The sequence below is a fragment of the Brevibacillus choshinensis genome, assembly GCF_016811915.1.
Lineage (GTDB): Bacteria > Bacillota > Bacilli > Brevibacillales > Brevibacillaceae > Brevibacillus > Brevibacillus choshinensis_A.
The window spans coordinates 4,497,351-4,522,669 of sequence record NZ_CP069127.1; the positions used below are offsets into that span (position 1 = coordinate 4,497,351).

Sequence of the window (25,319 nt, forward strand, 5' to 3'; positions counted from 1 at the left end):
TAGTATTTTCCTTATTTAATTCACATCGGTTTAGTGGGGGTTATATTATGAAAAAACAAATATTCACCGCATTCGTCTCGACTCTGGTTTTTGCACTAGCCGGCTGCGGGGCTGCACCGAGCAATGAATCTCATCAAAATCACCAAACCTCTGCCCCTGCTCAAGCAGAAGCACCTAAGGAACAAAACCTGCTCGATAAAGTAAAAACGGATGGCAAGCTCTTGATTGGAACCGAGGGCACCTATGCACCGTTCACCTTCCACGATACGACCGGCAAGCTGACCGGCTATGATGTGGATGTCGTGACGGAGGTAGCGAAGCGAATCGGTGTAGAGCCAGTCTTCCAGGAAACGCAATGGGATGCGATGTTCGCGGGACTCGACTCCAAGCGGTTTGACGTGGTTGCCAATCAGGTCGGTATCCGTCCTGACCGCCAGGAGAAATACGATTTCTCCAAAGCGTACACCGTCTCTACCGCCGTACTCGTAACACACAAGGACAACACTAGCGTGAAAGGCTTTGAAGATATCAAAGGCTTGAAAGCAGCTCAGACGCTCACGAGCAACCTGACTGACATCGCGAAGAAGAACGGTGCAGAGATCGTAGGGGTGGAAGGCTTTAACCAGGCAATCGACCTTCTCGTCTCCAAGCGTGTCGACATCACGATCAACGACGGCCTCTCTCTCCTGGACTTCCTGAAACAGAAGCCTGATACGCCAATCAAGATCGTAGCCAAGGATCCGAATGTCGCGGAAAACGGCTTTATGTTCCGCAAAGGCAGCAAAGAGCTGGTAGATGCCTTCAACAGCGCGCTGGACGAAATGTCCAAGGATGGCACGCTGAAAAAAATCTCTGAGAAATGGTTTGGTGCAGATGTCTCTCAGTAACTTTTTTGACAATCCAGAACGCCTGGACCGTTGGATCTCAATCGCGCAAAGCTCCTTTCTCCCTCTGGTGAAAGGAGCCTTGCTCTATTCTTTGACGCTCGCGATTGCGTCCTTTTTCTTCGGTCTCATCATCGCTATTTTTACAGCATTGGCGCGAATCTCGGGAATCAAGCCGCTTGTGGCCATCGCCCGCGTCTACGTCTCGATCATTCGCGGTACACCTCTGCTCGTGCAGCTGTTTATCATCTTTTTCGGTCTTCCCAGCATCGGGGTGATGATCGATCCGATTCCATCTGCCATCATCGGGTTCTCTCTCAGCGTCGGAGCTTACTCTTCCGAAGTGGTCAGAGCAGCGATCCTGTCCATTCCAAAAGGCCAATGGGAGGCTGCGTACTCCATCGGTATGACGTACCGGCAGGCTCTGCAGCGGGTCATTCTCCCGCAGGCAGCTCGCGTTTCGGTGCCGCCTTTGTCCAATTCCTTTATCAGCCTGGTCAAGGATACCTCTCTCGCTGCTGCGATTCTCGTACCGGAGATGTTCCGAAAAGCGCAGGAAATCGTCGCATCCACCTATGAGCCTCTCCTCGTCTATTCGGAGGCCGCACTGATCTACTGGATGATTTGCTTTGTGCTCTCTATCATTCAGGACCGGCTCGAGAACCGGCTGGACCGTTACGTTTAATTGAATTGAAGTAGAAGTAGGTGAATTTCAAGCCATGATAGCCATCACGGATTTGCACAAGCAGTTTCATCACCTGCAAGTGTTGAAAGGAATCTCCTTGAGTGTGGCCAAAGGGAAAGTCATCGTCATCATCGGACCGTCCGGCTCTGGGAAAACCACCCTTCTTCGCTGTTTGAACGCGCTGGAGGTACCGACCAGCGGCGCCGTTCAAATCGGAGAGGTCAAGATGGATTTCTCGAAAAAGGTAGAGCGCTCCCAGCTGCCACAGCTGCGCAAGCAAACGGGCATGGTGTTTCAGAACTACAATCTCTTTCCGCACATGACAGCCTTGGAGAACGTCATGGAAGGCCCGGTCACAGTGAAAAAGGAGACCAAAGAAAAAGCGAGGGCCAAAGCCTCCACTCTCCTCGCAAAAGTGGGACTCGGCGATAAGCTCGATCATTACCCGGCGCAGCTTTCGGGGGGGCAACAGCAGCGTGTGGGAATTGCCCGCGCTCTCGCGATGGATCCGCAGGTCATGCTGTTTGACGAGCCTACATCAGCGCTGGATCCGGAGCTGGTCGGCGAGGTACTCAAGGTCATGAAGGAGCTGGCACAGGAAGGTATGACCATGGTAGTCGTCACCCACGAGATGGGCTTTGCACGCGAGGTGGCGGACGAAGTCATTTTCATGGATCAAGGAGTCATCGTGGAGCACGGCACTCCGGAGCAGCTCTTTACCAGTCCTCGTGAAGAGAGAACACGCCAGTTCCTGCAGCATTTGAAGTAAAATCTCTTTTTCGGCTAGAAAAAAAAAGACTCTGCGCCTCTCAATTGGCACAGAGTCTTTTTTCATGTAAAAATTCCTTAGTCATCACAGAAACATGCGATCAGAAGAATGATGAGAATGATCCACAGAAAACCGCCATTGCCGAATCCAAAGCCAAATCCCATCGCTATCTCTCCCCTCTCCTGCCGATGTGAGCTGCTGTCTATCAAACAGCGCTTCTATCTCACCATATGAAAACCCGGTCATACCCGTATGGATGCCTGTCTAGCTCGTGTCCCAAATGCAAAAAAAACGGGTGCTTGCCTCTCCAGGCCTAAAAATTAACAAATGCTTCATGTTGTCTCTACCGTTCCTTAACATCTGTCCTCTATCATGGAGATTGTCAGACCCTACGATGGACATATCGTCCTCCATTTGCCGCCCGAATAGCCCCCTTCTAGATCGGGCGGGCTTTTTTCATGAAACCAAACATGCAAAAAAAGCGAGCCTCTCAAAGAGCGCTCGCTTGCTTCTATTCGAACCTCGTGAATTTGTTCTCTGCCGGTGTTCGCGGCCCTGGCTTTGGAACAGCATCCTGATCGAAAAATCCGAGATGCAGGAATCCGACGATCTTCTCACCTGGGGCAACGCCCAGGACCTGATGGGCCTTGGGATCCCAGTTGTGCGGGTTTGTCTTCCAGACGACGCCGAGGCCCTTCTCCCAGGCAAGCAGCTGAAAGTTTTGGATCATCGCACAGGTAGCGCTGAAGTCTTCTTCCCATTGCTTCTGGCGAGGGTCTTCTTTCATGATCACGATCAGATAAGCCGCAGGAGCACTGAACAGCTCACGGCGGGTTGCCTGCTGCTCCGGAGCGTATACCGGAAGCATCCGTTCGATGAAGCTCTCTTTGTTTTCTGTCGGGACAAACAAAAACCGCCACGGCTCGCGCAATCCATGATTCGGCGCATAGACAGCGTCATTCAAGAGTTCAAGGACCAGCGATTCCGGAACCGAATCCGGTTTATAGTCTTTTTTAATCGAGCGGCGCTCGCGAATGATTTTGGAGATTGACATAGGTTCACCTTCTAGTAAAGAAATGTAATTTTGATAATGGTTCTCATTTTCATATGTTATCGTTTACGTAGCTCAAAATCAAGTGGCACCTATCATGAATTTTCCATATTCCGCATATGACCGGCATGATACAATCCTTACCAGGAGGCGATGTTGCGTGAATCAAGAACGTCCACACTTGATCAGACCTGGCTTTTTCAGCATCAATGCCGCAGCGGATCGGCGACGAAACGAGTTTGACTTCCACAATGAAGCGCTGCTCTATCATGATCGCACCATCGATACGATCTTTTTTGGAGACTCTATTACGCACTGGTGGGATCTTTCCACGTTCTTTGCAAACTCCCCGTACACGATCATCAACCGCGGGATTGGCGGAGATACGACCACTCATGCTCGCCTGCGTTTTCCTGCCGACGTGCTGCAGCTTCGGCCGCGGCATGTCATCATCCTGATTGGCATCAACAATACATGGGCCCTGGACGCTTTTTCTCCTGTAGATCGGCTGTCCGCGGAAGAAATCTACCGGCAAGTGACCGGCGATGTAGATTCCATGGTCCAAGCAGCGCTGGAGATGGCCATCTGTCCGGTCGTCTGCTCCCTGCTCCCCACCCGGATGGACCGCTATGCCCGCAACGATGAGCGAAATGACCTCGTCGTGCGAATCAATCAGGCCTTCAAAACCATGGCAGCCGGCTCAGGTGCCATCTATGTAGACTACCACTCGCACCTGACCGATTCGGATGGGCTTACTTTGCGCGAGGAGCTCGCCGACGATGGCCTGCATCCTCATGTGATCGGATACGGGATCATGACCAAGGTGCTTTGCGAAACGCTTTCCGCACATGGCATTGAGCTGCTCGGATAAAAAGAAAGGATGAGGCGTTCAAGCAGCCCCATCCTTTTTCGTTTATTCGGGACGTCGGTCTTTGAGCCAATCGCCGCCCTTTATTTTTCCTACCGAAGCCATGAGGACGGACAGGTGCGCGACCCCATCGATCCCCAAATATCGGTTCATGTCGCGATCCATCCAGTGACCGACCGTACTGACGCCAAGTCCCAAGCCGTTTGCGACGACGTGGAGATTCTGCGCGACATGTCCGGCATCCCACCAAATATAGCGATAGGCCCGTTCCTTGTACTTGTCCTTCGTCCGGTCCACGACGGCGGTCCAAACAAAATTGACAGCTGCGCGCCGCGTCATTTCCTGTTCCTCCGTAAACAAGTAGGCCGACTCTGCAGGGTCTTCCCGGCGAAGTCCTTCCAGCTGCCAATTTTCCACATCGAGGTGGTACAATCCTTTTTCCAGACCTTCGACATGGTTGACCAGCAAATAGGTTTCGATCGGATAAAGAGCCCCTGCCGACGGAGTCGTCCGCAGCTGGTAGTCCCCCATATCGGCTGTAATTCCTTGGGTTCCCCAGAGGAGAATGTTCAGCTCATTTAGCGTCATCGGCGTAGCCAAAAAGTTCCGCTTGGATCGGCGGCTGCCAAGCAGCTCCCACAGGTTTGGCGAATCGGGGAAATCAGGCTTGCCTAGGGGAATGCGGACGAATGCTTCCTCATAACGCAAATAAGTAGCGGGACGCTTGGAAAAATCGTAGCGGGAAGCCCAGCCCTTTTCCAGCTCCCCTACACCGTATGAAGTTGCCTGGATAAATTCATTTGCGATTCTTTGCCATTCCGGATGCATCTTCTTGCAGCCTCCCTTTGGATAAACGTTTCGTATGAATCTCACTATACGTTTCGCATTACCATTAGTAAAACAATCGTTTATAATAGGTTGCATAAGAATTATCTAATGGAATGGAGGCGTTTGCTTGTGACTTTGGCCCAGCTCCAGGTCCTCATCGCCGCTGCCAAGGCTGGAAGCTTTACGCGAGCCGCCGAGGACATCGGCTTTACCCAGTCCGCCGTATCGCAAATGATCAGCAGTCTGGAAAAAGAACTGGGAGTCTCCCTCTTTCACCGCAGCCGCAGCGGGATTACCCCGACCAGCATCGGAGAGCGCATGCTGCAGCATGCGCGGGACATCCTCCAAATCACCGCCTGCATGACCCAGGAGGCGGCATCCGCACGAAATCTGGATACAGGCACCCTGCGCATCGCGGCGCTCAATAGTGTGGCGTCCAGGCTGCTCCCGGGGCTTCTGGGTGACTTCCGCAAACGGTATCCGTCCGTAGAAATCATCCTGTTCGAAGGGAAAAATGACGAGATCGACAATTGGATCGCCAGCTCCGTAGTCGATATCGGGATTACCGTTCATCCCGATTCAGACCTGCAGACCCTTCCCCTGATTCAAGACCTCATGATGGTCATTTTGCCCGAGTCGCATCCGCTATGCCAGGAGCCGCTTCTTTCTTTTTCCCAGATCGAGGAGCGCTGCTTTATCATGCCGCGAGATGCATGCGTCAAAAACATGCTGCACAACAATGGCATCTACCCCAAGTCGACGTTTGAAGTCGGTGACATCAGCACGATCCTGACCATGGTCCAGGAGTACATCGGGGTAAGCATCCTCCCCGAGCTGTACATCCCCCAGACCATCCCGAAGATCGTGGCGATCCCGCTCGATCCACCCATCACTCGGCAGCTCGTTCTCGCTGTGCGCAATTGGCAAGCCATCTCGCCTGTGACCGCTGAATTTGCGGTGCACTGCCAGAAGTACATCAGCTCACTGGAAAAGAAAGCGGTCAGGTCTTCGCAGACCTAACCGCTTTCGTCATTTCCCTAAGCTGGCGACAATCTGGCTCAGCTGCCTGATTCCCCGCTCCAGATCCTCCAAAGAAGCATGCGCGTATGAAAGCCGCAAATAGCCATCCGTTTCCTGAGCGTAGATGTTCCCTGGATTCAGCAAAATCCCCTGACGCGAAGCCTTGCTGAAGAGCTCAAGCATAGATACCTTGGCGTTGATCTTCAGCCAGATAAAAAATCCTCCGCTCGGGATTTGCCAGGTAGCCAGCCCGCTCATATGCGTATCCAAAGCCTGGAGAGCCGCTGCCAATCTGACCTTCAGCTCCCTTCGCACCGCCTGGACATGCTCGCTGTACAGACCGCTGGAGAGCCATTCTGCTGCCACTCTCTGCGACAAGGAGCTGGACCCGTAGTCCGTCTGCATTTTGATGTCTGACAAGCGATCAATGACTGGCTCCGGCCCAATCACCCACCCGATGCGTAGCCCCGGTGTCAACGTCTTGGACAGACTGCCCAGATACAGCACGTGTCCATGCTTGTCCCGCGCCTTGAGAGGCAGAGGCGGCGGCTCGTCAAACCAGAGCTCCCGATAAATGTCGTCTTCCATGATCGGCAGGCGTTCCTCTTCACAGACGTGCAGAAGCTCCCGGCGTCTTTTTTCTGTCATGAGCACACCGGTCGGATTGTGGAAACAAGGAATGGTGTAGAGAATATCCCCATTTTTTTGCTTCTTTTGCGCTGCGATCGCACTTGGAAGCAGCCCATGCTGATCCATCGGCAGACCCGACAGCTTCATCCCCGCTGACTGAAACAGATGAAGGGAGTACAAATAGGACGGGCGCTCCAGCAAAACGGTAGAGCCACGGTGCAGCAGTCCCACAGAGATGAGCTGCAGCGCCTGCAGCCCCCGGACACGATCAGAATCGAGGATGGAGATGCTTCGATCCCAAAGCTTTTGACGTACTCACTCAATGCTTGCCTGAGCGGCAAAAACCCTCTCGGCTCTTCATAACCAAACGTCCCCAGATTCCCGGTTACCCGGTGCATGACTTCCTTCATGGTCTCCAGCGGAAAAATATCAGGAGACAGCTCACCTTTTCCGAGTTGAATGAAGCTCTGATTCGATTCATCCCGATTGATTTCCTGAACGGCTGCTTGACTCGGCTTGTACAAGCCGGATTGGACATATTCATTCCAGTCGGGCGGCGGATTGGTGGCGAGCAATGTCCAGGTATTGTTGATGACAACCGTCCCCATGCCCATCCTTCCTTCCAAGAGTCCATCCGCTATCAGCTCCTCCAACGCCGTTATGACTGTACTCCGGTTGACCCCAAACGTAGCAGCGAGGTCGCGCTGGCTGGGAATCACGCTGCCGATCGGCCATTCCCCCGTGGATATTTTCTCCATGACGTACGCGATGATTTGCTTGTACTTGGGTTCCTTTTTGGCGGTTCTCATGCCGTTTTTGCTCATTTGATCAGTCCCCTCCTCTACCCGATCGATGGCAAAGTGGTTGGGTTTCGTTTTGTGCAACTGGTTGAAGCTATTTTAGCAATTCGTCATTAAGATGAAAACAAAAAGGAAGTCGGCCCTTTAAAATGGTTGGGTTTTCTCACAGAAAGGAACAAGCGTAATGAAGAAACGGTCTTCGCTCGCGATTTTCATCGCGCAATGCACCTCCCTCGTGCTTTGGGCTTCGGCATTCCCCGGGATTCGGGTGGGGCTGGAAGCATACTCGCCCGATCAGCTCTCGCTGCTGCGCTTTCTCATCGGTTCTGCGCTGCTCATTCTGTTTGCCGTCGTCTTTCGCATCCGCTTGCCTGAAGGAAAGGATATCCCCGTCCTCCTGTTGCTTGGCGGGCTTGGCTTTACCGTCTATCATGTCGCGCTCAACTACGGCGAGCAGACGATTTCTGCAGGAGTAGCCAGCCTGTTTGTCTCGACAACTCCCCTTTTTGCTTCACTCCTGGCCATGCTCTTTTATCGGGAGCGCTTTGGGATTCGCGGGTGGGTCGGCTCTTTGCTCGGATTCATTGGCGTCATGATCAGTTCCTTGGGGACGGGCGAGACCCTGCAATGGAATGGCGGAATATTCTTAATCCTGCTCGCATCCTTCTCCGAGAGCCTTTACTTCGCGTTTCAACGCACGTATGTAGAAAAATACGGCTTTCTCGCCTTTACGGCCTACACGATTTGGGGTGGAACCTTTTTCATGCTTTACGCGTTGCCTGGTTTGGGAGAAGCCATCGCCCATGCACCCGCGCAGGTTTCCGCAAGCGTCCTCTACCTGGGTATTTTTCCGACAGTGATTGCTTATCTGGCTCTCGCTTTCGTCACGTCGAGGGTCGGCGCCTCCGAGGCTACCAGCTCGCTTTACCTGACACCCGCACTCGCTTTTGCCATTGGCTGGGTATGGCTGGGAGAAGTTCCTACCCTGCCCTCGATCCTCGGGGGAGTCGTCACGCTGTTGGGTGTTTTGCTTGCGACGTTCAGAGTGCAGCACTCCTCTGCGGCAAATGACATCAAGGGGAAGCTCGGCCATTAACGGATCCGCTCTTCCCCTTCTTTTCCGACTGCTCTCTATTCCATCATCCGCACCAGTTTTCGCGAAAGGGCCAGCAGAACCAGCCCCATCAAGATCGCGAGAAGACCAATGATGCCGAAAACCTCAAAATAGCCGAGTGACTGCGTAAAAGCGGCGAGATAACCGCCGAGGATATTCGCCACACCCGTACTTGCGAGCCATACTCCCATCAAAAGCGATGCCAGCTTGAGAGGTGCCAGCTTGCTCACCATCGACAGCCCGACTGGAGAGAGGAAGAGCTCCCCTAAGGTATGGAGCAGATACGTGAAGATGATGAACATGATATTGGATTGAACGACGATGTTGTTTTCGTCACTCCCCGTCTGCAATACAGCGACGATCAGCACCATGTACCCCAAGCCGAGCAAGATCATCCCGCATGCCATTTTCACGGGGATGCTGAGGTCGCCGCGTTTGGTCGATGCCAGCTTGACCCAAAAGCCTGACAAAACAGGGGCGAGTACGACAATGAAAAACGGATTGAGCGACTGGAACCAAGCGGTGGGCACTTCCCAGCCAAAGAAATGCTTGTCCACAAACTTGTCGGCGTACAAGGTCAATGAACTCCCCGCTTGTTCAAAGCCAGCCCAGAAAAAGATGACGAAGCATGTGATGATGACAATGACCGCTGTGCGCTGCTTTTCTTTGGTGGTGAGAGGTTCCTTAGAAACGTCTCCCGCCCCCTGCGAAATAGATGCTGTCCTGACCGTCTCTTTGCCGATGTCGCCCAGATAGCGGTTTCCCAAGCCATTGTAAATGGCTTGTCCGATGATCATGCCGATCGCAGCAGCCAAAAATCCGTAGCGGAATCCAAAGTGATCGACACCATCCACGGATGTCTTGAACAAATCCTCTGCCAAGTAGCCGCAAATCAACGGCGCGAAAAACGCCCCGATGTTGATCCCCATGTAAAAGATGGTAAAGGCGGCATCCTTCCTGCCTTCGTCATTGGGATACAGCTCCCCGACTAGCGTCGAGATGTTGGGCTTGAAAAAGCCGTTGCCGATGATCAGCAGGGCGAGCCCGAGATAGAGCCCGACCGTGTTGGTAACCGCAAACAGCACGAAGTTGCCCAGTGCCATCAAAATCCCGCCAATGGTGATGGCGCGCCTTCTCCCGATGAAGCGGTCAGACAAATACCCTCCAGCGAGTGGCGTAAAATAGACAGCTCCCGTGAAAAATCCATAGATGCTCATCGCCGTGCTTTTCTCATAACCGAGTCCACCGCTTATCAGAGCCGAGGTCAAATACAAGGTCAGTAGAGCTCGCATCCCGTAATAGCTGAAGCGCTCCCAAAGCTCTGTGAAAAACAGCAAGTACAGCCCTGGCGGATGCCGAACCTTCCCATGCTGTGCTTGCCCTGATTCCGCCATCTTTCATCGCTCCCCGCCGCTAGTTTGTTTGCATGTCTCTTGGTACACATCTTTTACTATTTGTTACGGGAGACATTTTATTCCTCACAGAAAAACGCGGCCCCAGTCGAATGGAACCGCGTTGCCCACTTTCTTATTCGTCTATTCGTCGGCCAGCAAGCCGAGCTCGGCTGCGAGCACGAGGTACATGGCATGGGACCAAAGCAAGGGTACAGCCGGACTCCCTTCCCGCTCCACCCAATGCGTGTAGGATTCGGGAGATAACAGGCGATCTTGCACCTGCTCGGGCAGCCCTTCCGGAAGCAGATGAGATTCCACCCAGTGGAGGATCCAGCGCGCTTCTTCCTGTTTTCCGGCGCGGACGTAGTACCAGCCGAGCCATGCTGACAGCAATGGCCACTGCCCACCGCCAAAGTACGTATCTGCCGCATAGCGGTGAACGCCATGACCTGACAGCAGCTCTCGCTCGATTGCTTCTACCGTCCGGATCATCGCCGGATCACTCGGTTCGATCACCCCAAAGGGCACGGAGATCCACAGCAAACTGGCATCCACAGCCGCATTGCCCACCGATTTGATGAAACGGCCGTCGTTGATTCCTTTTTCGAGGACAAAACGGCGAATGTCCTCCCCCCACTGGAAAAGCTCCCCGGCACGCTCCGGAATATGCTGTGCCATCGCTTGGACACCGCCGTAAATGGCTGCCATCGTCACGGGATGCTGCCGGTCTCCCCATTCCTCCCAGCAGTCGTAATTAGGCAGCTCCCAGCATGTCCGCAAGTAATCCAGAGTCAGATCGATGGACGGCCGCAGCTCGCGGATAAGCTCTATCTCGTTGCTGAGCCGCACATGCTCGGAGAGTCCCCACAGCCATGTGCCGTACCCATCGAGCTGAAAGCTTCCCCACTCCCCTGGCACCTCTTCTCCGTCCAAGGTATAGCGGGTATGCAAAAACTGCTCATTTCCGCCGCTGGTATGTCCAGCCTGCACCGCCGCGATCGCTGCCCGTGCTTTATCCGCATAACGTCGTATCACAGCATCGCACCAGCGATAAAAACGCCGGGCGCTCTCATGCTGTCGCGCACGATCCATGGCATAGGCGGTAAACGCCCCATCGCGAAGCCATGCATATTGATAAGGTCGAAAAGCAGGGGAAGCCAAGTAGGCCCCGCTCTTTGCCTGATACCGTTTGATAATCCGCATGCTTTCCTCGATCAAGGTACCTGTCGTCATTCGTTTTCCCCTCCTGTGAGACAAGCATCGTCCATTCCAAGAATCTCACATCAAAAAGAAACCGCTTCCCTTAGCATATGCACTTCTCCCCCCGAGGCGTACCCTCGCTTGGAGCCAAACAAAAACCTGCCGGAAGACGGTTCCAGCAGGTTTTGACTTTCTTCTTTTTCGTTCTCTCTACGTACCGTCAGCTAGATTCAGGTAATGCTGCAGCTCCTCGTAAAAAGCAGGATTGCAGGCCATCACACTGCTTTTCTGATCGAAGGGTAACGGCGTCCCCATCATATTCGTGACTTTTCCGCCCGCTTCCTCGACGATGATACGCGCTGCGCCGAAATCCCATGCGTTCAAGGACATGCTCACATAGCCATCCAGTCTTCCCGCTGCGACGTAGGACATTTCCAAGGCAGCGCTCCCCAGCAGCCGCATGCCGCGCACTTTTCCGGCCAGCTTCTTTACGATCTGGTCGATGCCCATTTGCTCGGCTCGCTTGTTCCAAAAGACGCTCGTGCACAGCAGCGCTTCCTCGAGCGTCACCACTTTCTCGAGGTGCAGCGGCCGCTCGTTCAAGTATGCCCCTTCTCCTTTGACCGCATAGAATAGTTCATCACGGGAAGGGTCGTACACAGCACCGACCAGACCCTCTCCCTTGTGATAGACCGCGATAGACACCGCAAAGTTGATTTGCTGATGGACAAAATTGGTCGTTCCATCTATCGGATCGATGACCCAGAGCGTATCGAAATGCTTGTAATCCCCTTTGAATTCACTTTCTTCCCCCAAAATCCCGTGATCGGGGAAGCGCTCCAAAATCATTTGGATCACGTGTTTCTCCACTTCTTTATCAACAGCCGTGACAAGGTCGGAGGCAGAGGTTTTGTATTCCACAGTAAACGGTTCCTTCATTCGCTTGAGACTCAGCTCACCCGCAGATCGGGCGCATCGCAGAGCCAGCTCTTTCAGCTGTGCCAGTGATGGTTCTTGCACACGTATCGCCACCTACAACATGACTTTTTGTTTAGTGTACCATACTTTACCTGTGGTTACACCACACTGAAACAGGGGTTTGGCCCATCGCGAACAAAAAGAGGCCCGAAACGATGGGCCTCCTTTTTCCTTCCTTAGCAGCAGCGTGTGACTCCGCCTTTTTCATACCGCTCCCGAAGCGCATACATGTAGTACTCTCGCTCCGTCATAGGGAAAACACCGGGCGCCGCATGGGTCGCATACCAATGCTGGACGTAGCGATCGTAGTCGGGCATACCGAAGATCGTCTTGATGGCAGAGCTCACACGGCGCAGTGACTTTCGGATCGCTCTCCACTTGCGCCTCATGCCACGTGGTGACCTTTTCCGTCGATGATATCCCCTTTGGATGGAATATACGGAGATTCGTAGAGCGGGTACTTCTTGCCGCGCAAGATATTGATCCACAAGCGAGCGCCATCCAGGATGATCCCGATCGTGATGACCATGAAAATCGCGCAAACAGCAGCATCGATCTGGTCATTCAAAATCATCTTTTGTGCGGCTTCGATCGTTTTTACGCCTTTGGGCAAAGTCCCTGCATCAAGCGCTTTTTGGAAAGCCTCCGCATGGGCGAGGAACCCGATTTTCGCATCCGGATGGAACAGCTTTTGCCAGCCGGCCGTCAATGTCGCGGCACTCAGCCACGCCATCGGAACCAATGTCACCCACGAGTAAGCGGCCTTGCCCATTTTGAAGATGAGCGTCGTTCCTACGGTAAACGCGATTGCAGCCAGCATCTGGTTGGCGATTCCAAAGAGCGGCCAGAGCGTATAGATGCCACCCAGCGGATCCATGACGCCTTGCAGCAGGAAGTAGCCCCAGCCGATGGAGATGATCCCCGATCCGATCAAATTGCCAGGAAGCCAATTCGTTTCCTTCATTTTCGGGAAGACGTTGCCGAGCATGTCTTGCACCATGAAACGGCCCACGCGAGTACCGGCATCGATGGTGGTGAGGATGAATACCGCCTCGAACAGGATGGCAAAGTGGTACCAGAATGCCATCAAAGCCTTTCCGCCCAATACGCCAGAGAATATGGTCGCCATCCCGATCGCCAGCGACGGCGCGCCGCCTGTGCGGGATAGGATCGTTTTCTCCTGAATGTCATTGGCAAGCGTCGTCAGCTGATCAGGCGTCACCGTAAAGCCCCAGCTTGATATCGTGGTCGCGGCAGCTGCCGCGTCTGCTCCGATGACAGCCCCCGGCGAGTTGATGGCAAAGTAGACTCCAGGCGTGAGCACGCAAGCGGCAATCATCGCCATGATGGCTACGCCGGACTCCATCAGCATGCCGCCGTATCCGATCAAAGGCGCGTGCGATTCCTTGGAAATCATTTTCGGTGTCGTTCCTGAGGAGACCAGTGCGTGGAAGCCGGATACGGCCCCGCATGCGATGGTGATAAACAGGAACGGGAACAGATTGCCCGCAAATACCGGGCCGGTACCGTCGATGAATTTGGTCAGAGCAGGCATGTGCAGCGGCGGCAGTGTCAGGATGATGCCGACAGCCAGTACGGCAATCGTCCCTACCTTGAGGAACGAGCTCAGGTAATCACGCGGTGCCAGGAGCAGCCACACAGGCAGCACGGAAGCGACAAAGCCGTACACAATGATCATCCAGGCCAGCTGTACCTTGGAGAACGTAAAGGCAGGTCCCCAGGTAGGCGATGCAGCTACCGCCTGCCCCAGCCACAGCGACAGGAACAGGAGGGCCAGCCCGATGATCGAGCCTTCCATGACCCTGCCCGGACGAATGTAACGCATGTACAAGCCCATAAAAACGGCGATCGGCAAGGTCATAAAGATGGTGAAGGTCGCCCACGGAGATTCCGCGAGAGCGTTTACAACAACCATCGCCAAAACGGCAATCAAAATGATCATAATGGCAATAATGCCTACCAGAGCGAGTGCACCGCCGAACGGGCCAATCTCTTCCTTGGCGATCTGACCCAATGATTTCCCATTGCGCCGCATGGAACCGAACAGAATGATGAAATCCTGGACCGCTCCCCCGATGACGACCCCCACAATAATCCAGAGAGTTCCCGGCAGGTAGCCCATCTGTGCCGCCAATGTCGGACCAACGAGAGGACCCGCACCTGCAATCGCTGCAAAGTGGTGGCCGAACAAGATCCATTTGTTCGTGGGAACGAAGTCCTTTCCGTCATTGTTCACTTCGGCCGGTGTGGCCCTGTTGTCATCCAGACCCATGATTTTCTTCGCAATAAAACGGCTGTAAAAACGATAAGCTACAGCATAAGTGCAAAAAGCGGCTGTGAGCAGCCAGAATGAGTTGACAGATTCACCGCGAGTCAGCGCAATAATCCCAAAGCCGACAGCGCCGAGCGCAGCAATCCCGCCCCAGATCAGAACGGAGAGTAACCATTTTCTCATCCGAGTATCCTCCTTTTTCATTTGGTATTCAGGCAAAAGAATGCCTTCCTAGAACGTATCACAAGAAGAAATTCCTCAAAATGGAAATTGGCTGAATCGCACAAATTACAACCTGAAACGCACCATAGACGCATGAATGAAAGCGGATACAATCCAAATGGACTTACCCTCTCTTTGGCATCATGCGTCCGCTCTCGTTTTCCCCGAGCACTTTTTGGATCGCTAGCTCTATCCTTTCTTTTTGCAATGGCTTTGCAATAAAATCCTTTGCTCCGGAGTGAATGGCCTGGATGACGGTATCCCGATAAGCAAGGGCCGAGCACATGATGATTTTGGCATCCTGATCAACCTCCAAGATCTTTCTAGAAGCACGAAGGCCGTCCATTCCCGTCATGGAGATGTCTATCAGAACCAAATCCGGCCGATACAAGCGATAATTTTTCACCGCTTCTTCCACCGAATCTGCCTCTGCAATGACCTTTAGCCCCATCGATTCGAACACGCTTCTCATCGTGAGCCGCGTGAACGCTGCAACATCAACGATCATAATGCTGTTCATTTCTTCTACGTTCTCCTATTCAGTCTGTCATCCCGCAGCCCTGCACCAAACGGCAACATTCTACCTGTACTTCCTCAACAATTTCTAAACAAACGGATCCAAATGCCTCTTTTCACAAAAAAAGTCGAGTGCAGCCCTAGGCTACCTCGACTCATTTCTCTCTTTTTCTGTTGTTCTTCCATACTTAAAGCTTAGCGACTAGTAGATTCAGCCTTTCTGCCATGCTCGCAAGCTCTTCTGTGGCCGATGCCGTCTCTTCCGTACTCGCGGAGGTTTGCTCGGTTACGGCAGCGATGCTTCGTGCGGAACTGGCCTTTCCTTTTTCTATCGTCTGTCCGAGCTTTCGTTCACGTCGATCGGATCCCTTCAAAAGCGTTTGTCACCAGATCGCGCATATAGGAATCATCCAGCTGGTCGCCGGTTACAAGCAAGCGATAAAAAATCGGCCCGTAAACAAGATCGATGCCTAATTCAACATCCAAATTCTCTTTCAGATCTCCTCGCTGAATGCCTTTCTCAAAAAGCTCTTTGGCTTGGAGGCGCCGGGGCTGGAAAAACCGCGCTCGATATTCCATCGCCAAATTGGAATCTAGCTGCCCTTCTCCTATTAACTCCTTGATGATGTTTCCCTCTCGACTCGTCAAAAACCTGGTTAAGCTGGTCGCGTGAATCAGAATATCCTGAAAGGTAGAGCCTGTATCTGGCACGGGTAATCTCGCAGATGCAGCATTGAGAAACCCTTCCATGATTACGGCAGCTTTGTTTGGCCACCATTTATATATCGTTGCCTTGCTAACTTTCGCACGCTCTGCAATCTTATCGACGGTGACCGCTTTAAAGCCCTCCTCCAACAGGAGGTCATAAGATGCGGAAAGGATTGACTTATGCGTTTCGACATTGCGCGGACGCCCTCTTTTTCCCTGCACATTCATCATCCCTTTCAAAAATAGAAACCATACGTTTAGTATACGTATTGCGGCTTGAAAAGGAAAAAAATTTTCCTTATTTACAAAACTATACGTTCAGTATATTATTTAATTGCAATTAGGAAACTGAACGTTCAGTATTTGTTTTTTTGTGAAATGATCATGGGAAGAGAAAACGGAAACAAAAAGGAGACCATATGAATACTTCGAGAAATCAAGCTATTGAAAAGAGTATCCCGGCCTGGCTAACCCTGCTTCTCGCAACCGCTTGCGGCATCATTGTCGCCAATCTTTACTATACGCAGCCTCTAGTCGGATTAATCAGTTCTTCCATCGGCCTGTCTGCTGGCAGTGCAGGCTTAATCGTAACGCTGACCCAGATCGGATATGTTGTCGGCTTACTGTTTATCGTTCCTTTGGGGGATGTGATTGAAAACCGAAAGCTGGTTTTCACTGCATTGGTTTTTACAGCAGCAGCTCTGACTGTTGCAGCAGTGACGAAACAAGCTACTCTTTTCTTTATCGCTTCCTTGCTGATCGGGATGGGCTCGGTCGCAGCACAAGTACTGGTACCTTTTGCATCCTATCTGGCGACAGATGCTGCGCGGGGCCGCGTCGTAGGCAATGTCATGAGTGGTCTGCTGCTGGGTATCATGCTTTCGCGCCCGTTGTCGAGCCTTGTGGCTGATATGTTTGGCTGGCACGCGATTTTTGCCTTGTCAGCAACAGCGGTGTTTCTCTTAGCGATCATTCTTTTGAAGGTGCTGCCTGCTAGAAAACCAGTCACAAACACAACCTATGCAACCCTTCTGGGTTCCATGTGGCACCTGCTGTTACAAACACCGATCTTACGTCGCCGTGCCGCTTACCATGCTTGTGTATTTGCCACGTTCAGCCTGTTTTGGACCACTGCCCCTTTGCTTTTGTCTGGTCCTGAATATCATTTTTCGCAGAAAGCCATCGCTTTGTTCGCACTTGTTGGAGTGGCGGGAGCCCTAGCTGCACCCGTAGCCGGACGGATAGCGGATCGTGGATGGACGAAACCTGCAACCGGAATCGCACTTGCCACCGTCATCGTTTCCGTTCTGCTGCCTCTTCTATTCCAGACACGTTCTATTGTTGGAATTGCTGCACTCGTCGTATCCGCCATCCTATTGGATGCCGGAGTTTCCGCAAACCTCGTGCTTGGACAACGCGAGATATTTTCGTTGGGACCGGATGTCCGCAGTCGATTGAACGGACTTTTTATGGCTATCTTTTTCTTCGGGGGTGCTATCGGGTCTGCTATCGGCGGTTGGTCTTACGCCGTCGGGGGATGGAATGCGGCTTTATGGATTGGGTTGGTTTTCCCTGTCCTTGCGTTCCTCTATTATGCAATGGAAAAAAAGCGTTCCTAAAAAATACTTGTGCAAATCAGCGAAATTCCCACTGCATCTTTTTTGAAATCAAGGGGTGAGAACGTAAGAAAAGAGGGTCCCATTTGGAACCCTCTTTTGCTTAGATGCGGAAGCCGCCGCCGGAGAGCTGTTGCTCCGCGAAGGTCACCAGACGCTTGGTGATTTCTCCTCCTACGGAACCGTTTTGACGGGAGGTCGTGTCCGGTCCGAGGATGACTCCAAATTCTGCAGCGATTTCGTACTTCATTTGATCGAGCGCTTGAGATGCTTGCGGAACGAGCTTTTGGTTGCTATTGCGATTGCCTGTGTTGAACATTCGTGATCCCTCCATTCGTTGTTGTGGGCTTATTATGCACCCGTTTCCGTGGCAATATTTACGCCGAATAGAGATCCCTTAACTTACCAATTTCAGAGCAAGCCTTTCACAAAAGGCTCCTCCAGCTTGCTGATCATCTGCTTCTGCTTTTCTGCCAGATTGACCTGTATCGATTCCTTGTATTCTATCGCGAATTTCACGCGGGACAGGATGCGTTGGGCAAGGCCCTGTTCATCAGTTGGCACCGTAAGTTCAGGCAGCTGCAGCGAGTGGGTGAAGTCCAGGCATTTGAAGCGGTACGCCAAGCAGACGAAAGGAATACCGCAAGCAGCACTGAGTACGTTGGCATGCAGCTTGAAGTTGATCGTCGCCTCCATCTCCTGGATGCGGCGCATCATCTCTGCATGTCCGTGCACTTCCAGATCAAGAGTAACCTGCCCGGGTCTTCCGATCTTTTGGCAGAGTCGCTTGTTTGCATCCCGATCCGGTCCCCACATGGTGAAAAGATAAAGCTGATAGCCATCATCCACCAGTTGTCGCGCCACTTTCGCCAAAGCATCCTCGACAGCAGCCTCGTTTTTCCCGTAAATGCGGTTGTACGATGTTCCCCAGTTGATCCCAACCACCTTTTGTCCATTCTCTGTTTTCCTGTTGCCGGCTGCAGGTGGGAGCAGCAGCATGCCCGGATCACCACTGATCGATAGGCAGTTGCCGACGCCCGCTTCCTGCAGATATTGATGAGTCAGCGGCCCACGCACCCCAAAAAACACAGCGTGCTGCCCGATTTCTCGCAGCATTTGCCGCATCTTCTCACTTTCTCCGAAGCGTGCATCCAAAAGTCTTCCTGCTGCGTCCAGCTGCGCCGGCATTTGCGTATCGTATCCGCTCCCCCAGATCACCAGTCGCTTCCGTTGAAGGACTGCCCGATGCGCGACATCCACGTAGCCGGGAACGAGCAGGGAACCACCGCCAAGGACGATCGTATCGTACGGGCCGAGGTCTGCGAGATCGACACCGGGCAAAGAAGGAACCACCTGCACCTGCTGTGCATCCAGATGCTTGTGCGACAGCTGTTCAAATACCCGCCACATCAGCTCGTCACCCAGATTGTTAAACCCGATCCAGCCCACGTACAAGACCTTTCTCATTGTGACACTCCCCCCTCCTTGCTGGTTATCACACGTTCGAACAGGTCGAGAATTTCCTGACCCTTTTGAAAAATGTCAAACTGGGACGAAACCCACGCTCGCCCCTGCTCCCCGATCTTACTCAGTGCTCCACGGTCGGCAAGGGCTCTTTTCAACGCTTCTGCAATCAACGCAGGGGACGGCTTTTCAATCGAATCATGATCGCCGAAATAGTAATCCCAGGCCATGGCGTAGAGTTCGGGTGTGATCAGGCCCACGTACCCGTGATTCCCAATCGCGAGCAAGGGTTTGCCGCAAGCCATCGCCTCCAGCGCCACGCGTCCCGTACCAATCACGAGGTCGCTCCTCCTGTAGTACGGCTTGACGTCTGTTTGCTCGCCGACGATGTGGACGTAGGTGGAACCCTTCATCTTGTTGAGGTTCCGGGCCAATTCCTGCACATGATGAGCCTGTGCCCCCGTTCCGACCACGACGATGTGCAAGTCTTCCGGTTCGGTCAACGTCTTCGTCGCACGCAGCACCATGTTGCAGACGGAGGCTTTCTGCCAAGCTAATCTGCTGACGTAGGTGACGACGGTCGCATGTTCGGGCAAATCAGGCAAAACCTGTGGCTTGTAAGCTTCGCCTGGTTCAGGTCCGAACTCTTCCGGATCAATCCCATTTGAAATGACTGTCGAGGCAATTCCGTAAGCCCGCCAATAACGCTCGACCGGTTTGCTCACACTGATGACTGCATCGCTCAGTTGTGCCAGCTCGGTCGCCTCTTCTCGCGGATAGTAGGTTCCATGCATGGTAAACACAACGGGGATGCCCAATTCTCTGGCTGCTGATGCAGCAATGATTCCCGACGGTGTCATATGAACGTGTACAATGGTGATGCCTTGCTGCTTCATGATCTGACTGTAGGCATCGTACAAAAACTTCTTGCGCTCGGGGAGTGGGACTCCTTTCGACTCCACGAGATGAATCTGAAAGCCTGCTTTGACAAACTCCTGATGGATTGGACCGTCCGCCCCTGCGTAAAACAGTCGGGCTCCACAGGCTAAAAACGGCTTGCTGATGCTAAGAACATGCGTCTCCGTCCCGCCTGTGCCCATGCTGTCCAGAACCATCAATATGCGGCTTGTCACGTTTATTCCTCCTTTCTGCGGTAATATTTGGTCGAGCGTTGATTGGCGTGAAGACGGTAGTAATACAGCGCCTCCGGAATGTTCTCGATCCTGGCTCTCGCGTTCAGGCTCTTCGCGATGAATTCGTAATCTTCCGCACCCTTGATCCGTCTGGTAGGCCCGCCGATCTGATCAAACAGGCGTCCTCTGAACACGATGGTTCCGTGACAAACGCAGTGTCCACCGTTTCCGTATACTTTTTTGATTTCGTCTCCGTATTTGATCCACGTAGACAATTCCCGCTTGGTCGGCATCTCGGAAGGGAAGGCATAATAATTCGTTCCCACGAGCTCGATATCCGGATTCTGCTGTAAAAACTTGATCTGACGCTCCAGCCTGAGCGCATGGGAATAGTCATCTGAATCCTGCACCGCAATGAATTCTCCCCGCGCCAGATAAAACCCGACATTGATCGCACCGGAAAAGCCAACATTTCTCGGCAGCACATGGACGATCACCTGATTTTCGGCCAATGACGCCTGATGCCGCCTGATCCACTCATTGATGATCAGGACGGAATCGTCGGTCGACGCGTCATCGACGATAATCAGTTCCCACTTTTGATAGGTCTGCAACAGAATGCTGTCGAGACATTCCCGTAAATAGTCAGCGCGGTTGTAGTTGGTGATGACCACGCTCACCAAATTCTTCACACGTTCCATCTCCATAGAATTTTCACTCCATTTTCTCATCGTTCTTTCGCAAATCCGCCCCTCTCTGCCAATAGTTGAAACGCTTCGATGTGATCCCCTACAATCTGACAGGCGGCAGGCGATCTGCCGAATGGGGCGAGATGCTTTTCCGGCCGAAGCCGATTCATCCCAAAACTGTCTACCTGATGCACTTGATTAATCGTCAATCCTGCCAGCATGGCTGCCATTTGCGCTTTCGGTGGACAAGCAAGCAGCGTCCATCCGAGCGGGGCAAACGACTCCCGGCGCAGGGCGAATGGCACGACGAGCATGGAGGCAATGTCCAGATCTTTGCGGTTGGCTGCCAGATTCAGGCCTTGTCTTGCCGCCACAACTACATTGTCCGTCCGTACTGCGGGCAGGAAATCGCGTTGATCATTGAGCGCGACGTCACAGCGAAGCTGACACGCGCGAACGAACGGATAGAGATCCATTGCCGGCACGACGAAATCGGCATCCACAAACAGCAGGATATCGCCGCGGGCGAGACTGGCTCCCACGGCCCGACCCGTGTCCACCCCGAGCGGCTCAGGAAACTCCACGACAACGGTCCCGTGCTGCTTTGCAATCTGTGCCGTCTGATCCTGCGATCCATTCACCACCACGATGATTTCGGACGGCTCGAGCTGCAGCACTTCTTTGATGACTCGCCCCAGTGTGGCCGCTTCGTTGCATGCGGGAATGATGACGGACAAATGCTGCCCACCGTAGAGCTCCGTTTGACAAAGAGGCCAATTCCCTGACTGTTTCACAGGGAGCTGGCTTTCGTTGCCTTGGAGCCGGTTTAGGATATCCCATCTTCGTCCGCCATCTCCCATTCCTCCTCTAGAAGGCAGGAGGGAACATACATGTACTTGCTCCGCGATGACCGCCTGTTCCCAGGTGGATAGCTCGAACAGCCAAGTCGCTGACAGCTCTGGCGAAAAAGGCATGTCATCTTTCGCCGGCTCCATTGGCTGCACCCTCATGATGGCACCGCCTGACGCCAAATACCTGTGAGCCTCTCCCGGATAAGCGAGACGATCCGCTCCTATTTTTCTCAGGGCATCTCGCGATAAGGCATGGGGCATCTCTAGCAGGCTGGCTTCCCTCAATTCCTTTCGACCATAGAGGTCATTGAGCATTCGTGCGAGGCTGTGGACAGGCTTTGCTCGTTTCATGCCTCTGCCCCTGCACACTTCCCGGGACAGCAACACCTCGACATTTTCGTACTGGATGGGAAAGAGAAAGCGTCGCAAGCTAGACTCCGGATAAAAGCAGTCCTCACCGAGAAACAGAAGTATGTCCCCTTTTGCCTGCTCTGCGCCGAGTGCCCGGCCTGCAAACAGATTTGCGGGTCCATCGATGGAAACGACATGGCACCCGGACTTGGCGGATGCAGGCAGGAAATCCAGCAAATGAGCGGATACGGTCAAAATGATTTCCAGAGGCTGCAGCCGCAGGCACTGAGCTATTTGTTGCTCTACATGCTTCGCCTGAAAGGTGGCGGGAATGATGATGGACAACGTTCGCGCACGCCGTTCCATCCTACCTGCTCTCATCGTCAGACGACCCTCACATAAGTGATGCGATCCAATTGGAAGGTGGTCGGCTGACCGCTCCCATACCCCGGCGCATCGGCAGCGAGGATCGTGGCCGTACTTTCCCCGACTCGGATCAACACTCCGGTTTCCACCTGCAGACCTGTAACAACCTCGATCGTCTCCCCCAGGAGAGACCGCAATTTTTCTTGGAAATCCATGTAAACTCCTCCTTTTACACTGTTTGAACAAAATTGATTTGACGAAACGGAATCACGACAATGGTGCCGCCTGACTCTTCGATCTGAGCATAATCGGCTCCGACCACCTGCAAGACTCCCGCAACATTCCCTGCTTCCGTCCCCACTTCAACCGTTTGATTGAGATAGCGTAGCAACACTTGCCGGATTTCCGGCTCTTTCGGACATGTCTTCTCCTGTGGAGGGCTGGGTTTGACTTTCTCCCACAAAAGCCCCCTGAGTCCCTCAAAGTATGCTTTCAGCTCTTTTTCATTTACAATGAGCCACATTCTCTTCACTCTCCTTCTTTGTTTCCTATCCTTGTGGAATTTCTCCACTCGTACAAGGTATACGAGAAATGTCGAAGGTGACATAAGTCATTTGCGCATTTTGCTCAGATTAGTTCAATTCCCGCATCCTTTTTGACCTGAAAATGAAAAAAACTCGGCAATTGCCGAGCTCATGGTTGTCCATCTTTCCGTTTTTCGGTCGTGCAGGCATGTCTTGCTTTCTCTTTCTTTCGAAAAAAAGGGACGGATGCACATTAAGAAGATTAACTTAGGATGAATTTATTTTTTGAAAAATTTACCTTTTATTCAAAATAGAAACCTCTCAATCTGGGCAAAAGCTTAGAATCACTTCTCGTTTTTCACCCCTTCGCGCACGGCTTTTATTTCGTAGGAGCCGACCTCCGTATGGAGGATGTATTCCGGCTTTGGCTTTCCGAGATTCGCTTTATGACCAGCAATATGGGCTTCACTCTTTTCCCATTGCTTCCAATGCTTCTCCGTTTCCCAGCGGATCTGCACCACTACCTCTTCATCGCCTTGACGAACCTTCTTAACCATTACGGTAACATCAACCAGACCTACCTGCTCATCGAGGACGCCAGCTTTGCTGAATCGTTCTACGACCTTGTCCGAGTGACCCTCTGCAACCGTAATCCTTCTCCATTGAACAAGAAGCCATTATCCCCTTTGCTTCCTACCGTTTGGATCGCTGTCGAATGGGGGCCATACTGCCATCCCCCATGTACCATCAAGTCTTACGAATCTAAATACGATATATCGTATTTTGTCAACGGGATCATGTATTACCTTTGAAAAGAAGATTTTTTGCGAAAGTTATCTAAACCTCTTGTACCTTACGCAACGTCAGGTTTTATACTTAAGGAACCGGTACACTGCTAGCGCCAAAGAAAGGAGTGGATTATGCAGAAGCATTGGAAAGTAGGGGATCTTTCCAAATTGACTGGACTTACGGTGCGAACCCTGCGGTATTACGACCAGATCGGCTTATTTTCGCCATCAGGGCATTCTGATTCCGGCCATCGATTGTATAACGAATCCGATATCAGACGGCTGCAAAAGATCTTGTCTTTGAAAGATTTGGGGTTATCTCTGGAGGAAATTCAGAAAGTGATGAAGGGACATGCCTATACTTCATCTGAAATCGTGGGGATCCAGATTGAACGGGTCCGAAGAAATATAAAAATCCAACAGAAACTTCTGGCTGAACTGGAACGTGTGGCTGAACGGATGAACCAGCAGGAGCCGCTTTCCATTGACGCATTTCTTTCCTTGCTGGAATCGATGAAGATGAGCCACGAAAAACACATCATCAGACATCGGTTGAATTGGGAGGACCGTTTCGATCTGCTCGGCGATTTTTTACACGATGAGTGACTGAAATTCTGTTCGCTAAAGGAGGATGTATGATGAAACAACGCTTTACGAGCCACTCTACATTCAAATTGGAGCGCATGTACCGCGCCTCTCTGGAACGCGTGTTTGCGGCATGGTCGGAGCGCAGTGCCAAAGCCCGTTGGTTTCAACCCGCAGAAGAATTCGAATTCCGGGTTGGCGGGCGAGAATTTAGCCGGGGAGGTCCTCCGGGCGGGCCCGTCTATACCTTTGAAGCATATTACCAGGAAATCGTGCCCCAGGAACGCATTGTATATACGTACTCTCTAGACCAAGATGAAATCCGGATATCTGTATCGATCGTAACCGTCGAATTTATCCCGACCCTCGATGGCATCAAACTCATTTTTACGGAACAGGGAACGTTTATCGACGGCCACGACACGCCTGAGCAACGTGAGCAGGGTACGAAGGAAATGCTGGAGCAGCTCGAAAAATCTCTTGGGGAAGGGACAGCAGACAATCTCGAGATCTTGACTCAACGGGTCTTCGACACACCTCGAAATCTGGTATATCAAGCATGGACCCAGCCTGAGCTGCTCGCCCAGTGGTGGGGACCCACCGGATTCACGAATACGTTCCACACTTTCGATTTACGACCTGGAGGCATCTGGGAGTTTACGATGCATGGTCCAAACGGTGCCGCCTATCCGAACCGAAGCGTTTTCCGTAAAATCAGTCCCGAATGCATAGAGCTTCGGCACGACTCCAAACCTCACTTTATTCTTACTGCGATGTTTGACGAGGTTGACGGTGGGACGAAGCTGACTTTCCGGCAGACTTTCGAAACAGAAGTGGAATATAACAAGCTGAAACCTATTTGCGAAGAAGCAAACGAACAAAATTTGGACAGACTGGGTGCGCTTCTGAAAAAGCTATCTGAATAACTCTTCCCGTGAAACAGGTGCCCAGCCTTGTATGTTTCATGCGTAACTGGTCAGGGGCAGCGTCCA

General features: G+C 52.5%; 27 protein-coding genes and 1 pseudogene. 9 read left to right on the forward strand and 19 right to left on the reverse strand.

Annotated elements, in window-relative coordinates; translation table 11 throughout:
- Nucleotides 1-47 precede the first annotated feature (47 nt).
- The 3 genes from JNE38_RS22595 to JNE38_RS22605 are packed head-to-tail and all read left to right on the forward strand — an operon-like array spanning nt 48 to nt 2,338.
- A complete protein-coding gene (locus tag JNE38_RS22595; protein ID WP_203353375.1) occupies nt 48-887 on the forward strand; it encodes an amino acid ABC transporter substrate-binding protein in 840 nt (279 codons plus the stop codon).
- Nucleotides 874-1,569, forward strand: coding sequence for an amino acid ABC transporter permease (locus JNE38_RS22600; RefSeq protein WP_203353376.1), 696 nt, complete (start codon nt 874-876; stop codon nt 1,567-1,569). Before JNE38_RS22595 ends, JNE38_RS22600 begins: the two co-directional genes overlap by 14 nt.
- Before the next feature lie 34 nt (nt 1,570-1,603).
- Complete coding sequence (locus JNE38_RS22605) at nt 1,604-2,338, forward strand: amino acid ABC transporter ATP-binding protein (protein ID WP_203353377.1); 735 nt, start codon at nt 1,604-1,606, stop codon at nt 2,336-2,338.
- 511 nt (nt 2,339-2,849) lie between these two features.
- Here the strand turns inward: JNE38_RS22605 and JNE38_RS22610 are convergent.
- On the reverse strand, nt 2,850-3,392 hold the full coding sequence (locus JNE38_RS22610) for a nitroreductase family protein (RefSeq protein ID WP_203353378.1): 543 nt from the start codon (nt 3,390-3,392) through the stop codon (nt 2,850-2,852).
- A gap of 157 nt (nt 3,393-3,549) precedes the next feature.
- Between JNE38_RS22610 and JNE38_RS22615 the strand changes: the two genes are divergently transcribed.
- Nucleotides 3,550-4,260 carry a GDSL-type esterase/lipase family protein gene (locus JNE38_RS22615; protein ID WP_203353379.1) on the forward strand — a complete coding sequence of 237 codons (711 nt, stop codon included), beginning with the start codon at nt 3,550-3,552 and terminating at the stop codon, nt 4,258-4,260.
- A gap of 42 nt (nt 4,261-4,302) precedes the next feature.
- Here the strand turns inward: JNE38_RS22615 and JNE38_RS22620 are convergent, their stop codons facing one another.
- Complete coding sequence (locus JNE38_RS22620) at nt 4,303-5,085, reverse strand: SagB/ThcOx family dehydrogenase (protein ID WP_203353380.1); 783 nt, start codon at nt 5,083-5,085, stop codon at nt 4,303-4,305.
- 129 nt (nt 5,086-5,214) lie between these two features.
- On the opposite strand from JNE38_RS22620, the gene JNE38_RS22625 reads away from it, so the two are divergent.
- Complete coding sequence (locus tag JNE38_RS22625) at nt 5,215-6,105, forward strand: LysR family transcriptional regulator (RefSeq protein WP_203353381.1); 891 nt, start codon at nt 5,215-5,217, stop codon at nt 6,103-6,105.
- 9 nt (nt 6,106-6,114) lie between these two features.
- On the opposite strand, the pseudogene JNE38_RS22630 reads toward JNE38_RS22625, so the two are convergent.
- Nucleotides 6,115-7,544, reverse strand: a pseudogene (locus tag JNE38_RS22630) (PLP-dependent aminotransferase family protein).
- A 175-nt stretch (nt 7,545-7,719) separates the two neighbouring features.
- Between JNE38_RS22630 and JNE38_RS22635 the strand changes: the two are divergent.
- On the forward strand, nt 7,720-8,631 hold the full coding sequence (locus tag JNE38_RS22635; RefSeq protein WP_203353382.1) for a DMT family transporter: 912 nt from the start codon (nt 7,720-7,722) through the stop codon (nt 8,629-8,631).
- A gap of 35 nt (nt 8,632-8,666) precedes the next feature.
- Here JNE38_RS22635 and JNE38_RS22640 read toward each other — a convergent pair whose 3' ends face one another.
- The 8 genes from JNE38_RS22640 to JNE38_RS22675 form a co-directional block, all read right to left on the reverse strand.
- A complete protein-coding gene (locus tag JNE38_RS22640; RefSeq protein WP_203353383.1) occupies nt 8,667-10,043 on the reverse strand; it encodes a peptide MFS transporter in 1,377 nt (458 codons plus the stop codon).
- Nucleotides 10,044-10,184: 141 nt separating this feature from the next.
- Nucleotides 10,185-11,276 (reverse strand): glycoside hydrolase family 15 protein, encoded by a 1,092-nt coding sequence (locus tag JNE38_RS22645; protein WP_203353384.1) that lies wholly within the window; start codon nt 11,274-11,276, stop codon nt 10,185-10,187.
- A gap of 177 nt (nt 11,277-11,453) precedes the next feature.
- Nucleotides 11,454-12,263 (reverse strand): inositol monophosphatase family protein, encoded by an 810-nt coding sequence (locus JNE38_RS22650; protein WP_203353385.1) that lies wholly within the window; start codon nt 12,261-12,263, stop codon nt 11,454-11,456.
- Between the two features lie 134 nt (nt 12,264-12,397).
- The gene (locus JNE38_RS22655; protein WP_203353386.1) at nt 12,398-12,610 is read right to left on the reverse strand and encodes a CstA-like transporter-associated (seleno)protein; all 213 of its coding nucleotides are present in this window, start codon (nt 12,608-12,610) and stop codon (nt 12,398-12,400) included.
- Nucleotides 12,607-14,697, reverse strand: a complete 2,091-nt coding sequence (locus tag JNE38_RS22660) for a carbon starvation CstA family protein (RefSeq protein ID WP_203353387.1) — start codon at nt 14,695-14,697, stop codon at nt 12,607-12,609. Before JNE38_RS22660 ends, JNE38_RS22655 begins: the two co-directional genes overlap by 4 nt.
- 163 nt (nt 14,698-14,860) lie before the next feature.
- Entirely contained in the window at nt 14,861-15,256 is a 396-nt protein-coding gene (locus JNE38_RS22665) for a response regulator (protein ID WP_203353388.1), read from the reverse strand.
- Nucleotides 15,257-15,440: 184 nt separating this feature from the next.
- On the reverse strand, nt 15,441-15,626 hold the full coding sequence (locus tag JNE38_RS22670) for a hypothetical protein (protein WP_203353389.1): 186 nt from the start codon (nt 15,624-15,626) through the stop codon (nt 15,441-15,443).
- Nucleotides 15,604-16,191 carry a TetR/AcrR family transcriptional regulator gene (locus tag JNE38_RS22675; protein WP_203357693.1) on the reverse strand — a complete coding sequence of 196 codons (588 nt, stop codon included), beginning with the start codon at nt 16,189-16,191 and terminating at the stop codon, nt 15,604-15,606. Before JNE38_RS22675 ends, JNE38_RS22670 begins: the two co-directional genes overlap by 23 nt.
- A gap of 188 nt (nt 16,192-16,379) precedes the next feature.
- Here JNE38_RS22675 and JNE38_RS22680 point away from each other — a divergent pair, with 188 nt between their 5' ends.
- On the forward strand, nt 16,380-17,579 hold the full coding sequence (locus JNE38_RS22680; protein WP_203353390.1) for an MFS transporter: 1,200 nt from the start codon (nt 16,380-16,382) through the stop codon (nt 17,577-17,579).
- Between the two features lie 100 nt (nt 17,580-17,679).
- Here the strand turns inward: JNE38_RS22680 and JNE38_RS22685 are convergent, their stop codons facing one another.
- The 8 genes from JNE38_RS22685 to JNE38_RS22715 form a co-directional block, all read right to left on the reverse strand.
- Nucleotides 17,680-17,895 carry an alpha/beta-type small acid-soluble spore protein gene (locus tag JNE38_RS22685; protein ID WP_203353391.1) on the reverse strand — a complete coding sequence of 72 codons (216 nt, stop codon included), beginning with the start codon at nt 17,893-17,895 and terminating at the stop codon, nt 17,680-17,682.
- 92 nt (nt 17,896-17,987) lie between these two features.
- Entirely contained in the window at nt 17,988-19,043 is a 1,056-nt protein-coding gene (locus JNE38_RS30785) for a polysaccharide pyruvyl transferase family protein (protein WP_238933422.1), read from the reverse strand.
- Nucleotides 19,040-20,173, reverse strand: coding sequence for a glycosyltransferase (locus JNE38_RS30790; protein WP_238933423.1), 1,134 nt, complete (start codon nt 20,171-20,173; stop codon nt 19,040-19,042). The genes JNE38_RS30785 and JNE38_RS30790 overlap by 4 nt, the downstream gene beginning before the upstream one ends.
- A gap of 2 nt (nt 20,174-20,175) precedes the next feature.
- Nucleotides 20,176-20,880 carry a glycosyltransferase family 2 protein gene (locus tag JNE38_RS22695; protein ID WP_203353392.1) on the reverse strand — a complete coding sequence of 235 codons (705 nt, stop codon included), beginning with the start codon at nt 20,878-20,880 and terminating at the stop codon, nt 20,176-20,178.
- A 20-nt stretch (nt 20,881-20,900) separates the two neighbouring features.
- Nucleotides 20,901-22,430: a glycosyltransferase family 2 protein gene (locus tag JNE38_RS22700; RefSeq protein ID WP_203353393.1), complete on the reverse strand. Its 1,530-nt coding sequence runs from the start codon at nt 22,428-22,430 to the stop codon at nt 20,901-20,903.
- A 17-nt stretch (nt 22,431-22,447) separates the two neighbouring features.
- Nucleotides 22,448-22,645 carry a hypothetical protein gene (locus tag JNE38_RS22705; RefSeq protein WP_203353394.1) on the reverse strand — a complete coding sequence of 66 codons (198 nt, stop codon included), beginning with the start codon at nt 22,643-22,645 and terminating at the stop codon, nt 22,448-22,450.
- Nucleotides 22,646-22,659: 14 nt separating this feature from the next.
- Complete coding sequence (locus tag JNE38_RS22710) at nt 22,660-22,953, reverse strand: DUF2642 domain-containing protein (RefSeq protein WP_203353395.1); 294 nt, start codon at nt 22,951-22,953, stop codon at nt 22,660-22,662.
- 345 nt (nt 22,954-23,298) lie between these two features.
- The gene (locus JNE38_RS22715) at nt 23,299-23,607 is read right to left on the reverse strand and encodes an antibiotic biosynthesis monooxygenase (protein ID WP_203357694.1); all 309 of its coding nucleotides are present in this window, start codon (nt 23,605-23,607) and stop codon (nt 23,299-23,301) included.
- Between the two features lie 267 nt (nt 23,608-23,874).
- On the opposite strand from JNE38_RS22715, the gene JNE38_RS22720 reads away from it, so the two are divergent.
- Both JNE38_RS22720 and JNE38_RS31100 read left to right on the forward strand, forming a co-directional pair.
- Nucleotides 23,875-24,348: a MerR family transcriptional regulator gene (locus tag JNE38_RS22720; RefSeq protein WP_203353396.1), complete on the forward strand. Its 474-nt coding sequence runs from the start codon at nt 23,875-23,877 to the stop codon at nt 24,346-24,348.
- Between the two features lie 29 nt (nt 24,349-24,377).
- A complete protein-coding gene (locus JNE38_RS31100) occupies nt 24,378-25,253 on the forward strand; it encodes an SRPBCC family protein (protein WP_343071324.1) in 876 nt (291 codons plus the stop codon).
- Nucleotides 25,254-25,319 lie beyond the last annotated feature (66 nt).